The organism is Curtobacterium sp. LFS084, assembly GCF_047977705.1.
In the GTDB taxonomy this organism is placed as follows: Bacteria; Actinomycetota; Actinomycetes; order Actinomycetales; family Microbacteriaceae; genus Curtobacterium.
Map to the genome: position 1 here is coordinate 113,627 of NZ_JBFPFM010000005.1, position 14,234 is coordinate 127,860.

Annotated in this window: 12 protein-coding genes and 1 pseudogene; 9 read left to right on the top strand and 4 right to left on the bottom strand. The window is 71.9% G+C overall.

Annotated features, from left to right (window positions below; translation table 11 throughout):
• Nucleotides 1-240: 240 nt before the first annotated feature.
• The 7 genes and pseudogenes from ACNQOV_RS05360 to ACNQOV_RS05390 form a co-directional block, all read left to right on the top strand.
• Nucleotides 241-987, top strand: coding sequence for a glycosyltransferase family 2 protein (locus tag ACNQOV_RS05360; protein WP_416393679.1), 747 nt, complete (start codon nucleotides 241-243; stop codon nucleotides 985-987).
• Entirely contained in the window at nucleotides 984-1,619 is a 636-nt protein-coding gene (locus tag ACNQOV_RS05365; RefSeq protein ID WP_402264955.1) for a TIGR04282 family arsenosugar biosynthesis glycosyltransferase, read from the top strand. The genes ACNQOV_RS05360 and ACNQOV_RS05365 overlap by 4 nt, the downstream gene beginning before the upstream one ends.
• On the top strand, nucleotides 1,616-2,278 hold the full coding sequence (locus ACNQOV_RS05370; protein ID WP_022908113.1) for a class I SAM-dependent methyltransferase: 663 nt from the start codon (nucleotides 1,616-1,618) through the stop codon (nucleotides 2,276-2,278). Before ACNQOV_RS05365 ends, ACNQOV_RS05370 begins: the two co-directional genes overlap by 4 nt.
• Before the next feature lie 160 nt (nucleotides 2,279-2,438).
• Nucleotides 2,439-2,684: a hypothetical protein gene (locus tag ACNQOV_RS05375; RefSeq protein WP_416393680.1), complete on the top strand. Its 246-nt coding sequence runs from the start codon at nucleotides 2,439-2,441 to the stop codon at nucleotides 2,682-2,684.
• 153 nt (nucleotides 2,685-2,837) lie between these two features.
• Nucleotides 2,838-4,457 (top strand): phosphoglucomutase (alpha-D-glucose-1,6-bisphosphate-dependent), encoded by a 1,620-nt coding sequence (gene pgm, locus ACNQOV_RS05380; RefSeq protein ID WP_416393681.1) that lies wholly within the window; start codon nucleotides 2,838-2,840, stop codon nucleotides 4,455-4,457.
• Nucleotides 4,458-4,468: 11 nt separating this feature from the next.
• Nucleotides 4,469-5,380, top strand: coding sequence for a hypothetical protein (locus ACNQOV_RS05385; protein WP_416393682.1), 912 nt, complete (start codon nucleotides 4,469-4,471; stop codon nucleotides 5,378-5,380).
• Between the two features lie 233 nt (nucleotides 5,381-5,613).
• A pseudogene (locus ACNQOV_RS05390) lies at nucleotides 5,614-7,530 on the top strand (DHA2 family efflux MFS transporter permease subunit); the annotation flags it as partial.
• A 748-nt stretch (nucleotides 7,531-8,278) separates the two neighbouring features.
• Here the strand turns inward: ACNQOV_RS05390 and ACNQOV_RS05395 are convergent.
• Nucleotides 8,279-9,220 carry a DNA-methyltransferase gene (locus tag ACNQOV_RS05395; protein ID WP_416393684.1) on the bottom strand — a complete coding sequence of 314 codons (942 nt, stop codon included), beginning with the start codon at nucleotides 9,218-9,220 and terminating at the stop codon, nucleotides 8,279-8,281.
• A 31-nt stretch (nucleotides 9,221-9,251) separates the two neighbouring features.
• The gene (locus ACNQOV_RS05400) at nucleotides 9,252-10,679 is read right to left on the bottom strand and encodes a hypothetical protein (RefSeq protein ID WP_416393685.1); all 1,428 of its coding nucleotides are present in this window, start codon (nucleotides 10,677-10,679) and stop codon (nucleotides 9,252-9,254) included.
• 69 nt (nucleotides 10,680-10,748) lie between these two features.
• Between ACNQOV_RS05400 and ACNQOV_RS05405 the strand changes: the two genes are divergently transcribed.
• On the top strand, nucleotides 10,749-11,036 hold the full coding sequence (locus ACNQOV_RS05405) for a GNAT family N-acetyltransferase (protein WP_022906845.1): 288 nt from the start codon (nucleotides 10,749-10,751) through the stop codon (nucleotides 11,034-11,036).
• A gap of 6 nt (nucleotides 11,037-11,042) precedes the next feature.
• On the opposite strand, the gene ACNQOV_RS05410 is transcribed toward ACNQOV_RS05405, so the two are convergent.
• Nucleotides 11,043-11,372: a hypothetical protein gene (locus ACNQOV_RS05410; RefSeq protein WP_416393686.1), complete on the bottom strand. Its 330-nt coding sequence runs from the start codon at nucleotides 11,370-11,372 to the stop codon at nucleotides 11,043-11,045.
• Between the two features lie 198 nt (nucleotides 11,373-11,570).
• Between ACNQOV_RS05410 and ACNQOV_RS05415 the strand changes: the two genes are divergently transcribed.
• Complete coding sequence (locus ACNQOV_RS05415; RefSeq protein WP_416393687.1) at nucleotides 11,571-13,127, top strand: AAA family ATPase; 1,557 nt, start codon at nucleotides 11,571-11,573, stop codon at nucleotides 13,125-13,127.
• Here ACNQOV_RS05415 and ACNQOV_RS05420 read toward each other — a convergent pair whose 3' ends face one another.
• Nucleotides 13,128-14,177, bottom strand: coding sequence for a lipoate--protein ligase family protein (locus tag ACNQOV_RS05420; protein ID WP_402264978.1), 1,050 nt, complete (start codon nucleotides 14,175-14,177; stop codon nucleotides 13,128-13,130).
• Nucleotides 14,178-14,234: the final 57 nt, after the last annotated feature.

Here is a 14,234-nt window from a genome sequence, read left to right on the forward strand (position 1 = left end):
ACGCGCCCGCACCCGTCCGCCGGACTCCGGACTCCGGACTGCCGTGTCCCCCACCCGGGGGTACCCGACCCTCGCGAGTGCGCGGATCGTCCACCGGGGGACGCCGAACCTGTACCCCCCCGATCGATCTCGTGTTGTGTCGACGGTATGGAACGACAGCCGGCCGACGAGACCGACCGCCCGACACCGCCGACGCGCGCGGCAGACCCCGCGACCAGTCGTTCCGTCGACCCGCACCGAATGGCCGACATGAACGTCGACGTGATCCTCCCCTGTCTCGACGAGGCAGACGCCCTCCCCGAGGTCCTGGGTCGGCTCCCGCGTGGCTACCGCGCGATCGTCGTCGACAACGGCTCCACCGACGGATCGGCCGACGTCGCTCGTGCCCACGGCGCCCTCGTCGTGACCGAACCGGTCCGCGGCTTCGGGTCGGCCTGCGCCGCCGGGGTCGCCGCCGCCACGGCCGAGTACGTGGCCTTCTGCGACGCCGACGCCTCGATGGACCCCGCCGAACTCGTCCCGCTCGTCGACCGCGTGGCGACGGGCCACACCGACCTGGCGCTCGGACGCCGCGTCCCCACGACGCCGGGCGCATGGGCCCCGCACGCCCGCTTCGCGAACCGCGTGCTCGCCGTCCTGATGCGCCGCGCGACCGGCTACCGACTCCGCGACCTCGGCCCGATGCGGGTGATGCGCCGCGAGGACCTGGTCGCACTGGACCTCCGCGACCGCCGCAGCGGCTACCCGCTCGAGATGGTCCTCGCCGCGCACGCCGCCGGGTGGCGCGTCGACGAGTCCGACATCGGCTACGCCCAGCGCATCGGCGACAGCAAGGTCACGGGCACGCTGCGCGGCACCGTCAACGCCGTCAAGGACATGTCGCGTCTGCTGCGCGAGTACCGCCGGGAGGCGCGACCCACCGTGGTCGCCCCGGCTCCGGTCCGCCACGTGGCCGGTCCCGTCGAGACCGAGGAGGTCCACTCATGACGACGTCCGACATCACCGTCGCGGTGGTCGCGAAGGAGTGCCTCCCGGGCCGGGTGAAGACCCGTCTGACGCCGGCACTCACCCCCGAGGGGGCCGCGCGCGTCGCCGCCGCGAGCCTCGCCGACACGCTCGCGACGGTCCGTGCCCTGCCGGCCGCCCGCCGGGTGCTCTTCTACGACGGCACGGTGCTGCCGGACGGCGCCGAGGGCTTCGACGTCATCCACCAGACGACCGGCGGGCTCGACGAGCGCCTCGGTGCGCTGTTCGACGCGGTGGACGGCCCGACCCTGCTCGTCGGCATGGACACGCCGCAGGTCGGTCCGGCCGACCTCGCCCCGGTCTTCGACGACCCCGAGCGGGACGCCTGGTTCGGTCCGGCCGAGGACGGCGGCTTCTGGTCCCTCTACCTGCGGGACCCGGACGGCGCGCACCTCCGCGGCGTGCCGATGTCCCAGGACGACACCGGCGCGGTCCAGTTCCGTCGCCTGACGGACGCCGGCCTCGACGTCGGCACCCTCGGGGTCCTGCTCGACGTCGACACCGTGCCGGACGCCGAGCGCGTCGCGGCACTCGTGCCCGACTCCGGGTTCGCCACCGCACTGCACGCCGAGACGGTGGGGAGCCTCCGATGACCATGCACGCACCCGTCTCCTTCGGCGCCGGCGGCGGCGAGCCCTACGCTCGCGCCCTCCGCACCGACGGCCGGATCCGACTCACCGACACGTCCCGACCGGACCGGGCGGTGACGCTCGACGTCGGCCGCTGGAGTGCGGCGGCGGACCGGATCGACCGGTCCCTCCTCGACGGCGCCGACGGTCCGGTGATCGACATCGGGTGCGGGCCCGGCCGGATGCTGGTCGCCGCGCGCACCCTCGGGATCCCGTCCCTCGGCGTGGACGTCTCCGCCGACGCCGTCGCGATCGCACGACGCTCCGGCGGCACCGCGATCCAGGGGTCGGTCTTCGACACCGTCCCCGACGAGGGCCACTGGGACACCGCGCTCGTGATCGACGGCAACATCGGCATCGGCGGCGACCCGGCGGCACTGCTCGCCCGGTGCCGCGAGATCGTGCGCGACGGCGGCAGGATCATCGTCGAGACCCACGTCGACCACACCGCGGACCGGGTGTACACCGCTCGCGTGGTGGATGCCGACGGCCACGAGAGCGCCGGCTTCCCGTGGGCCGAGGTCGGGGTCGACGCCCTGCTCGACCACGCCGAGGCAGTCGGCCTCGTCGCGAAGCAGAGCTGGACGGCCGAGGGTCGGACCTTCTGCGAGCTGGTGGCCTGAGCGCTCCGGGCGGCTCGCCTGAGCGATGTGGGCGGCTCGCCTGAGCAATCCTTTTTTTGCTTCATGCAAAAGAAGCGCGTAGTGTGGGGGTTCCAGCCGACGGCGTCGTGGTCGCCGGCCCGGTGACCGACGATCCTCGGCACGACGACGAGGAGCATCCATGCAGAACCGTCAGAACCCCCTGGGCGGCGCGTACGTGTCCGGCCTCGAACACCGCGACGGGCTCGGTGGCTACGCGGTCCAGGCCGCATGGCGCCCGATCGGTACCTTCACCGGCACCGGGACCGGGCGCGCGCTCGGCCGGTTCGTCGACACGCAGTTCCGCCGTCCGGGCACCGCGACGTCCTCGACGCGCACGGCCACCGGCTCGCTGCGCACCGCGACGGGCTCGTTCCGCACGGCCTGACGCCACCCCCAGACCGCGAGCGGTCGTCCCCCCGGGAAGTCCCCCTTTCTTCCCCGGTGGGACGGCCGCTCGCTCCTCGTCCACAGGCACCTCCGCCGTCCACAGGCGTCACGTTCCTGGGCGTGCCGACCGGTGCGATGCCAGGATGGACGCATGAACGACCGCGCCGGCACCCCTGCCACTGCAGACGACCTCGTCGACCTCGACGCCCTCATCGCCGCGTACCACGAGCGGGTCCCGGACGTCTCCGTCCCCGAGCAGAAGGTCGTCTTCGGCACCTCGGGCCACCGCGGGTCCTCGCTGGACTCGGCGTTCAACGACACGCACATCGCCGCGATCACGCAGGGGATCGTCGAGTACCGCACCGCGCAGGGCACCGACGGACCGCTGTTCATCGGTCGTGACACGCACGCACTGTCCGGCCCCGCGGAACGCACCGCGCTCGAGGTGCTGGCCGCCAACGGCGTGCACGTCCTCGCCGACAGCGAGAACGGCTACGTCCCCACCCCGGCGCTCAGCCACGCGATCATCGCGTACAACCGCGCCGGCAACCCGGACACGGCGGACGGCATCGTCATCACGCCGAGCCACAACCCGCCCCGCGACGGCGGCTTCAAGTACAACCCGCCGCACGGCGGCCCGGCCGACAGCGACGCGACGAGCTGGATCGCCGACCGCGCGAACGCGATCATCGCCGGCGGCAACACCGAGGTGCGCCGCACCGAGCAGGCGTCGCCCGACCGCTACGACTTCCTCGGCGCGTACGTCGCCGACCTGGCGAACATCATCGACATCGACGCCATCAAGCGTGCCGGCGTCACGATCGGCGCCGACCCCCTCGGTGGCGCGTCCCTGCCGTACTGGAACCGCATCCGCGACCACTACGGGCTCGACCTCACGGTGGTCAACCCCGACGTCGACCCCACCTGGTCCTTCATGACGCTCGACTGGGACGGCAAGATCCGGATGGACCCGTCCAGCCCGAGCGCCATGGCATCGGTCGTCGCGCGCAAGGACGAGTACGACGTCCTGACCGGCAACGACGCCGACTCCGACCGGCACGGCATCGTCACGCCCGACGGCGGCCTGATGAACCCGAACCACTACCTCGCGGTCGCGATCGAGTACCTGTACGCGCACCGGCCCGCCTGGCGCGACGACGCCGCGATCGGCAAGACCCTCGTGTCCTCGAGCATCATCGACCGCGTCGCAGAGTCCCTCGGGCGTCGCCTGTGGGAGGTCCCGGTCGGCTTCAAGTGGTTCGTGCCGGGGCTCATCGACGGGTCCGTGGCGTTCGGCGGCGAAGAGTCCGCAGGTGCGTCGTTCCTCCGCATGGACGGCACCGCCTGGACCACCGACAAGGACGGCATCATCCTGGCGCTCCTGGCGTCCGAGATCATCGCGGTCACCGGCAAGACCCCGTCGCAGCTCTACGACGAGCTGACCGAGCGCTTCGGCGCTCCGGTCTACCAGCGCGTCGACGCCGCGGCGACCAAGGAGCAGAAGGCCCGCCTGTCGAAGCTCGACGGCGACGCCATCACCGCCGAGACACTCGCCGGTGACCCGATCACCGCGAAGCTGTCGAAGGCGCCGGGCAACGACGCTGCCGTCGGCGGCGTGAAGGTCGTCACCGACAAGGCGTGGTTCGCAGCGCGGCCCTCCGGCACCGAGGACGTCTACAAGATCTACGCCGAGAGCTTCGTCGGACAGGAGCACCTCGAACAGGTGCAGCGTGAGGCCAAGGAGATCGTCGACGCCGCACTCGGGGCCTGAGGTCCCACCGGATGGGGTGGTTCGGCCGGAAGCAGGACGACGGGCGTGACGAACACGCCCCGTCCCTCATCGCGCTGGCGCAACGAGCCCTCGCCGAGCGGGGCTTGGAGACCACCGTCGAGGCGCTGGTCGGCGAGCAACCACGGCTGGTCGGCACCGACGGCCGGGTCTTCCTGCTCGAGAACCTCGCGTCGCAGGTGCACGGCGAGTCCCCGTCCGTGCAGGCGGACATGGTGGCCGAGCACTTCGACCGCATGATCCAGGCGTACAGCGAGCCGGCGGTCGAAGACCTCAGCGCGGACGAACTGCGCCAGCGCATCCGGCTCCGGATCCTGTCCGAGCACAGCGGTGTCGCGTCCGACCCGACCGATCTCGACTACGCCAGGCCGTTCGCGCCCGGTCTGGTGCTCGGGTTGTGCGTCGACTACCCCACCATGGTGAGCACGCTGTCGGGTCCGACGCTGCTCCGGCTGCCCCTCGGCACCGACGAGCTCTTCGCCCTCGGGCAGCTCAACACCGACGACGAGCCGGTGGACGAGCACGCCGAGATCGCTCCGGGCGTGTTCCTCGTCGAGGGCGAGTCCCTGTTCGTGGCCTCGAAGGCCGTGAACCTGCCCGCGCTGTTCGGCGCGGCCGGCTTCGGCACCGTGTTCGCGGTCCCGCACCGACACCTCCTGCTCGCCGTCCCCATCCGTGACGCGTCGAGCATCACCGCGGTGCAGACCCTCGCCGGCCTGGTCGTGCAGGTGCTCGCCGACGGTGCGCACGGACCGCCCGGCGGAGTGCTCAGTCCGCTGCTCTACTTCTCGCGCCACGGCGAGGTCAGCGCCGTGTCGGGCTTCGACGACGAGACGGGCGCCATGCGGATCGAGGTCGACGAGCGGTTCGGCGCGGCGCTCGAGCAGGCGGCCGCAGCAGTCTGACGGACGTCCTCCACCCGCGGGCGTACTGTGACGGCGTCGGGCCTCCTCAACTCGACGGACACCTCCCGAAACCGGCGCCGACGCTGCCGATCCACTCAGGAACCGGTTCCGGCGCGACCCACCACCTTGCGGCAGATGTAACTTTGCAGCCAGCGCAAAGTTTCCGGGAGACCCTGCACATGACCCAGACCGCGACCGCACCCGTGGCCCCCACCACGTCGTCGAACACCGTGATGAACCACCGGCAGATCCTGCTGGTCATCTACGGCCTGATGGCGGGGATGTTCCTCGGCGCCCTCGACCAGACCATCGTCGGCACCGCGATCCGCACGATCGGTGACGACCTGCACGGGCTCGACCAGCAGGCCTGGGTCACCACGGCCTACCTGATCGCCTCGACGATCACCACGCCGATCTACGGCAAGCTCTCCGACATCTTCGGCCGCCGTCCGCTGTTCCTCACGGCCATCGGCATCTTCATCGTCGGGTCCTTCGCCGCGTCGTTCTCGACCTCGATGCTCATGCTCGCCGGCTTCCGCGCGCTGCAGGGCCTCGGCGCGGGCGGTCTCATGTCCCTGCCGCTCGCGATCATGGGCGACATGCTCGCTCCCCGCGAGCGCGCCAAGTACCAGGGCTACTTCCTCGCCGTCTTCGGTATCTCGAGCGTCATCGGACCGCTCGTCGGCGGTGTGTTCGCCGGGGCTGACCAGCTGCTGTTCGTCGCCGGCTGGCGCTGGGTCTTCCTGATCAACGTGCCGATCGGCATCATCGCGCTCTTCATGGTGCTGACGTTCCTGCACCTGCCGAAGTTCGGTGACCGCGGCAAGCCTCGGATCGACTGGTGGGGCGCCACGCTCGTCATCGTCACGCTGGTGCCCCTGCTCCTCATCGCCGAGCAGGGCCGCGAGTGGGGCTGGAGCTCGCCCGGCGCCTTCGCCTGCTACGGCATCGGCGCGGTGGGACTCGTCGCGTTCATCCTGGTCGAGCGTGCGATGGGCGACGACGCGATCCTGCCGCTCAAGCTCTTCGGTTCCCGCGTCTTCTCGATGTCGGCGGTGCTGTCGGTCCTCGTCGGCTTCGGCATGTTCGGCGCGATGCTCACCATCCCGCTGTACCTGCAGATCGTGAAGGGCGTCACGCCGACCGAGTCCGGCTTCTCGATGCTCCCGATGGTCCTCGGCCTGATGATCTCGTCGATCGCCTCCGGCCAGATCATCTCGCGGACCGGCAACTACCAGGTCTTCCCGATCACCGGCACGGCGTTCACCGCCGTCGGCTTCCTGGTCCTGACGTTCCTCACCGCCGACAGTCCGCTGTGGTTCCTGATGCTCGGCATGTTCGGCATCGGCCTCGGACTCGGACAGCTCATGCAGACCCTGACGCTCGCGGCGCAGAACTCCGTGAGCCCGCGGGACATCGGCGTCGCGACCAGTGCCGCCACGTTCTTCCGCCAGATCGGCGGCACCATGGGTACGGCCGTGCTGCTGTCCGTCCTGTTCACGCTCATGCCGACCAACATCACGACGGCGATGCAGAACGAGGGCGACCTGAAGAGCGCCCTGAACGCTGCCCTCACGCCCTCGGTCGCGAACGCGTCAGCGAACAAGGGCGTGATGGACCAGATCTGGAACAAGATCGTCGACCCGGTCCAGCAGAAGGTCCAGGACGGCCTCGACGAGGGTGCCACCCAGGCGAAGCAGGCCGCGGACGCCGCCGTCACGAAGCAGGTCACCGCAGCGGTCCAGCAGCAGGTCGCCGCCGGTGCCGTCCCCGCGGTGTCGGCCGACTCGATCATCGCCGAGAAGGTCGCCGCGGCGACACCCGCCGCCGAGCAGCAGGCGCTCGAGACCGCCGCCTCGAAGGCCGGTGCCGAGGTCGTGGACGGCTCGCTGCAGGTCGACTACTCCAACGCCGACCAGCGTCAGAACGTCGTGGACGAGGTCGCGCCGACCCTCGTCAAGCAGCTCAAGCAGGGTGATTCGAGTGCGAGCTCATCGAGCAGCTCCGCGACGAGCGACACGTCGTTCCTGAACGGCGCGGACAAGCGGCTCACCCGCCCGTTCCTCGTCGGGTTCAGCGACTCGGCCGTGGTCGTGTACTACGTCGGCCTCGCCGTGATCCTGCTCGCGTTCGTCCTCACCTGGTTCTTCCGCGTGCCGCCGCTCCGCAAGGTCTCGGCGCTGCAGGAGCAGGCGAACACCGAACGCGCCGACAACGAGCGCGCGAGCGCCGACGCGGACCGTCTGACCACGGACGCCCAGCACGCGGCGGCCCGGACGGGCTCGCTGGTCTCGCCGGACACCGGCTCGACGTCGGTCGTGCCGACCTCGCCGGACGTCGTGTCCCAGCCCCGTCCCGCCGGTTCCGCCGTCGGGAGCGGTCAGCTCGGAGGCACAGCCTCCTCCGCCGGCACCGCCCGGTCCGACGCGTCCCCCCGCCCGGCGACCGGCTCTGCCCGGACCGCCACGCTCGAGGACACCCGCGCACCGCTGCCCGACGCGACCACCCACGGCGCACACTCCGCCGCCGCCCCGGTCGACGAGCCGCCGACCACCACCGGGACGATCCGCACCCGGGCCGCCCACGCACTGCCGACCCCGGTCGACGCGGTGCCGGACGCGACCAGCGACCGGGCCGACACGACACGGTTGGCGGACCTGCCCACGAACACGACGCGGGTCGACGGCGGCGAGGCGAGTCGCGCCTCCCGTCCGGACACCCACGGGCACGGCCGCCACTCCGCCGAGTAGCACCCGGCCACGCGGCGCCACCCGCGCCAGCGCCCGACGACTCGGAACGACGAGGTCGATGTCGTACGACGTCGACCTCGTCGTTCCGAGTCGACACCGCCACCGCCACCGACACCGCCACCGCCACCGCCACCGGCGCCGACACGCGTCAGCCGGCCGAGGCCTCCGACCCGACCACCTCGAACGCCGCCCCCGGCAGCCGCCGACGCATCACGTCGACCGCGACCGGGTTGTCGTCGACCAGCACGAACCGCCGGCCGAGCGCCCGGGCCACCGCTCCGGTCGTCCCGCTGCCGGCGAAGAAGTCGAGCACCCAGTCCCCCTCGCGCGACGAGGCCTGCACGATCCGGCGCAGCACCCCCTCTGGCTTCTGCGTGGGGTAGCCGGTCTTCTCCTTGCCGGTCGGCGACACGATCGTGTGCCACCAGACGTCGGTCGGGAGCTTCCCGCGCTCGCGCTTCTCGGGGGTGACGAGGCCCGGCGCCATGTACGGCTCGCGGTCGACCGCATCCGAGTCGAACCAGTACCGCGACGGATCCTTCACGTAGACGAGGATCGTGTCGTGCTTCGTGGGCCACCGCGACCGGGACTTCGCACCGAAGTCGTACGCCCAGACGATCTCGTTGAGGAAGGCATCGCGGCCGAAGAGCGCGTCGAGCAGGACCTTGGCGTAGTGCGACTCGCGGTAGTCGAGGTGGAGGTAGAGGGTGCCGTCGTCGGCGAGGAGCCGCCACGCCTCGAGCAGCCGGGGTTCGAGGAAGGACCAGTAGTCCTCGAACCGGTCGTCGAAGCGCATCAGGTCACCGCGCACCCGCTCGTACGAGCTCCCCCGGAAGCCCGTCACCCGCTCGCGACGGCGATCGGCCGCGGCCGGCGCGGCAGTTGCCGACGGCTCGGCAGTTGCCGACGGCTCGACCGCTGCCGACCGCTCCCGCACCGCCGCGCTCGCGTGGCGACGCTGGTACCGACCGGTGTTGAACGGCGGGTCGAGGTAGACGAGCGTGAACGACCCGTCCGCCAGGGTCGGCAGGACGTCGAGGTTGTCGCCGAGCACCACCCGGTCCGGGCCCCGATCGTCGCCGCTGTGCACCCGACCATTGTGGTCCACGCCGAGCGACGGGTCAGCCGCAGGTCACCCGGGTGATGCGGGCGTCCTCGTCCGGCATCCACGCGCCCCCGGCCCAGACGTCCACCGGCTCGCCGGCGTGCAGTGCCGTCGTCACGACGAGGTCGTGCGGACCGGTCACCTGGGCGACCTCCTCGTCGACGGAGAACTGGACGGTCGCCGAGGCGCAGCTCGTGTCCGCGGTGACCTCCCACCCGGCACACCCGTAGTCGACGCAGCCGTCCGGCCACGACCCGTCGGCGTCCTCGTCGTCGGAGTCGAGCGGCGTGCGGGTCAGCGCGACGGGCTGGTCCGGCGCGGCGGAGCAGGTCACGTCGCGGATGCCGCCCCACTCCTCGGAACCCTGCTCGGTGAGGATCAGCGGCGTGCCGGAGGTCAGTACGACGGTGCGGGTGTCGGTGCGCACGTCGTCCCCGCTCTCGGTGTCCGAGAAGCCGACCGTCACCTCGGCGGGACCGTCGCACTCGGCGTCGATCTGCCACGCCCAGCAGCCGTCTGCGAAGTCGATCGCTCCGCAGGTCGCCTGCCACGTCTCGTCGTCGGCGATGAACGACGCGGTGACCGTCCCGTCGTCGGACGTCCACGGCTCCTGGTCGCCCGCGTCCGGTGCGGCGTCGTCCGTGGCACCGCCGCCGGGTGCGCCGTCGTCCGGGACGCTGCCGTCCGGCCCGGTGTCCTGGAGCCCGACCGCGAGCGTCTGCCCGCTGTCCTGCACGGCGCGCACGACGGGATCGACGGCGGCCGTCGCACCGACCACGAGCAGGAGCGCCGCTGCTCCGGCCGTGACGGCGACGACGGTCCGGCTGCGGTGCCGCAGCGGCGAAGGGACCCCGGGCCGGTTCGGCGAAGGGACCCCGGGCCGGTCCGGCGAGGCGGTGGTGTCGTCCGCAGTGGCGAAGGGCCGTGCGCTCGTCATCCCCCACGCGGCGGCCTCCCAGGCCGCCAGCGCCCGGTCGTCGTCGAGTCCCGGGGACGCGACCCGCGCCCGTACCGGGACCTCGGCCTTCCGCCACGCGGCCGCATCGTCCCGGATCGAGACCGCGGTCCGTTCCGCGGTCTCGCCGAGCCGCGCGGAACCCACCACCAGCACCGCGACGCCGGCCACCAGCGGTACCAGGGCGACCGCGCCCGGACCGCCGAGGGCACCGACGACGACGACCGCGGCGAGCGAGAGCGCCGCCATGGCGAGGGCGATCCACTGCACGGCACGCAGGCGACGGGCCGCCGGCGGCAGGAACCGCCGGAACGAGCGCGGGACCGGCTCCCAGAAGCGCCACCCCGCGGGGGCGGACGGGACCTCCGGCGCGGGCGACCAGCCCGGAGCGGGCTCGGCGGCCTGGTGGAGTTCCACCCACTCGGCGGTCGGCGTCGGCCACCCGGGAGGCGTCCGGAACCGGAAGGGCGGGGTCGACTCGTCGCGCACGATCAGACCGTACCCGAGCGTCCAGCCGGTTCACAGACCCTTCTTCGGGAGGGGCGTAGCGTCTGCCGCATGGCGACACCCGAGGTGCGGAACGACACCGACAAGCAGCAGTACTCCCTCGTCGAGGACGGCGAGGTCATCGGCTTCGCGGCGTACGAGGTCGACGACGACGAGATCCGGTTCGTGCACACCGAGGTCGATCCCGCGCACCGTGGTGGCGGTCACGCGTCGATCCTCGTGGAGCACGCGCTCGACGACGTCCGGTCGGGATCGTCGCGCCGGGTCGTCCCGCAGTGCAGCTACGTCGCCGCGTGGATCGAGCGGCACCCGGACTACCAGGAGCTCACGACCCGCTGACCGGGCTCAGTACGTCCGGTCGTGCGTGCCGGCCCGGACCGCGTGCCGACCGGCGCTGCGCACCGCCGGCACCTTGATGAGGACGCTGCCGCTCAGCAGGTCGTGGTCGTCGGCCGCCGGCGTCGGTGCCTCCTTCGGGAGGCGCGACTGCCGTTCGTACTCCGCTTGCGTCTCGTGACGGGTCGGCGCGAACACCTCGTCCATCATCGAGACCACGCCGCCGGATCCGCCGCTCCGCGTGGACTTGTTCGACAGGTCGATCCACCCCACGCGATCGGCGATCCACATCACGACGGCCGCCGCGGCCACCGCCCCCAGGAAGATCAACCAGTTCACGCACACGACGCTACGTGCGCGTTCCGGAGGGGACATCCGCCGCGCGGAGGATTCTCACGATCCACATGGCTCGTTCTTCAGGACGACACCCACACTGGTCCTGCGGCCGCCCGGAACCCCCCTCTCCGGGCGGCCGACCACGTGCGACCGACGACGTGCGGCCGGTCGCGTTCCAGCGCTGCGTGCCAGGATGGCGACGTGCTCGACGACGCAGACCGGGACCTCATGCGGGCGTTCGCTCGCTACATCGAGAAGGCGAACGAACTCGCCGCCGCGGAACAGCAGGCGGTGACCACACCGATCGGTGAACGGATCGGCGCCCACCTCGGCGTCGACCCGCAGTCGGTCCCCGTGGTCACCGAGGAGTTCCCCGACCACCGCCTCGTCGACGCCGACATCGCCCTCGAGGAGCTCGCCGGCACCGACCCCGATGCCCTCGTCGGCATCGCGGGCGACGACAGCCGGTTCCACAGCTCGGTCAGCGAGTTCATCGCGAACCCGCACATGCGGTGGGCGCCCGGCCCCGTGAGCTTCGCCACCCGGGCCACCGGTGCCGACACCACCCGTCGGGTCGTGTCGTTCGGGCTCCGGTTCCTCACCTTCGACGGCGCTCCGGTCGCGGTCGTCCAGCGGTCCGCCAAGCCGGAGTACGGCCGTGGCCGCGCCAGCCTCGAGATCCTCTCCCCCGACCAGGACGCCGCCACCGCGTTCCTGCTCCGCCTCCGTGCCCTCATGATCGAGCGGAGCGTCCTGCGCGGGCAGGTCCTCTCGTTCGTGCAGTCCGAGTACGGGTCCGATGCCGGGGCGACGTTCCTCCGCCGACCCGGGGTCGACGCCGACGACGTCGTCCTCGGCGCGGGTGTGCTCGACGAGGTGGTCGACCACGTCGTGGGGATCGGCGAGCAGCGTGCGGCGCTCCTCGCGGCCGGACAGCACCTCAAGCGCGGTGTGCTCCTCTACGGCCCTCCCGGGACGGGCAAGACGCTCACGATCCGGCACCTCCTCACCCGGACGACCGGAGTCACCGCGATCCTGCTCACCGGCTCGAGCATCGCGGCGATCGGTGCCGCGGCCGAGATCGCCCGGACCTTCCAGCCGTCACTCGTCGTGATGGAGGACATCGACCTCGTCGCGATGGAACGCCACAGCTCCCCGCAGCCGCTGCTGTTCGAAGTGCTCGACGCCCTCGACGGGCTCGACGGCGACGCGGACGTCGCCTTCGTGATGACCACGAACCGGGTGTCCGTGCTCGAACGCGCCCTCGCGGACCGTCCCGGCCGGGTCGACCTCGCCGTGGAGATCCCGCTCCCCGCCCTGCCCGAGCGCGTCCGGCTCTTCCGCCGGTACGCCGGCTCGCTGCCCTTCTCCGAGGCCGCCCTCGCCGAGGCGGCCGAGCGTGCCGAGGGCACGACGGGCTCCTTCGCCAAGGAGCTCATGCGGCGGAGCGTCCTCGGTGCGGCCCTGCGCGGTGCGCAACCCGCGGACGTCGACCTGCGTGCGGCCCTCGACTCGCTGCTCACCGAGCGGAGCGCCCTGACCCGGAAGCTGCTCGGCACGCGCTCCGCCGAGGACACCGGTGAGCCCGATGACGACGAGGAGGAGGACGACACAGCTGCAGGCGAGTGGGTGGCCTTCGCCCCGCTCGCGCGAACCACGTTCACCCCAGACGGCGTGGGTCGGACGATCGCGACCGGGATCCAGTCCGACGACGGAGCGGGAGACGACGAGGACGACGACCCGTCGGCGGAGCGCTGATCAGGGGACGCGCTCGAGCCACTCCCGCGTGGCGAACTTCGACGCCACGAGCTCCTGTGCCCGTCGACGCTCGTCCTCGGTCACGTGCCCCTCGTGCGCCCCGTACAGCTTCGTGAACGTCGCGATGAGCCGGTCGATGATCTCGGCGCGGGTGAGCCCGGTCTGGGAGCGCAGCGGGTCGACGCGCTTGGCGGCCGACGTGGTGCCCTTGTCGCTCATCTTCTCGCGGCCGATGCGCAGCACCTGCACCATCTTCTCGCCGTCCATGTCGTAGCTCATGGTGGCGTGGTGCAGCAGCGACCCGGTGCCGAGCCGCTTCTGCGCGGCGCCACCGATCTTGCCCTTGGTCGACGAGATGTCGTTGAGCGGCTGGTAGTACGCCTCGATGCCGAGGGACTTCAGCGCCTCGATCACCCACTCGTCGAGGTACGCGTAGGAGTCGGCGAAGGTCATGCCCTGCACGAGGTCGGTCGGCACGTACAGCGAGTACGAGATGATCGCGCCGGCGTCCATGAACATCGCGCCGCCGCCGGAGATCCGACGGACGACCTCGACGCCGTACTTCGCCGCACCCTCGGGGTCGACCTCGTTCTTCAGGGACTGGAACGACCCGATGACGACCGCCGGCTGGTCCCACTCCCAGATGCGCAGGGTGGGCCCGCGGCGACCTGCCCCGACCTCTTCCGTGAGCACCTGGTCGAGCGCGAGGTGCTCGTTCGGGCTGATCGGTCCCTCGTGGATGATCTCCCAGTCGTACTCGCGCCAGGTCGACGCACGCGAGAGGGCTCGGCGGACCGCGACCCCGACGGACTCGGGGGTGAAGCCGAGCAGGACGGCGTCCTCCGGCAGGGCGGACCGCACGGCGGCGGCGATGCCCGCGGCGTCGGTCGTGGCCGGCAGGCCGTCCACGGCGGCGTCGATGAGCGGCAGGGCGTCGTCCGGTTCGAGGAAGAAGTCCCCGGCGAGCCGGAACTGGTCGATCACCCCGTCGACGACCTCGAGGTCGACGACGACCAGCTTGCCTCCCGGGACCTTGTACTCACCGTGCACACGACGAGCCTACGCCGCGGCGGCCGGGGGGGGGGGGGCGGCGCCCCCCCCCCCCCC

Bases quoted from the DNA above. Each gene is read 5' to 3' on its own strand.
- ACNQOV_RS05370 (WP_022908113.1), top strand. From the start codon at position 1,616: ATGACCATGCACGCACCCGTCTCCTTCGGCGCCGGCGGCGGCGAGCCC.
- ACNQOV_RS05375 (WP_416393680.1), top strand. From the start codon at position 2,439: ATGCAGAACCGTCAGAACCCCCTGGGCGGCGCGTACGTGTCCGGCCTC.
- ACNQOV_RS05365 (WP_402264955.1), top strand. From the start codon at position 984: ATGACGACGTCCGACATCACCGTCGCGGTGGTCGCGAAGGAGTGCCTC.
- pgm (WP_416393681.1), top strand. From the start codon at position 2,838: ATGAACGACCGCGCCGGCACCCCTGCCACTGCAGACGACCTCGTCGAC.
- ACNQOV_RS05405 (WP_022906845.1), top strand. From the start codon at position 10,749: ATGGCGACACCCGAGGTGCGGAACGACACCGACAAGCAGCAGTACTCC.
- ACNQOV_RS05385 (WP_416393682.1), top strand. From the start codon at position 4,469: ATGGGGTGGTTCGGCCGGAAGCAGGACGACGGGCGTGACGAACACGCC.
- ACNQOV_RS05360 (WP_416393679.1), top strand. From the start codon at position 241: ATGGCCGACATGAACGTCGACGTGATCCTCCCCTGTCTCGACGAGGCA.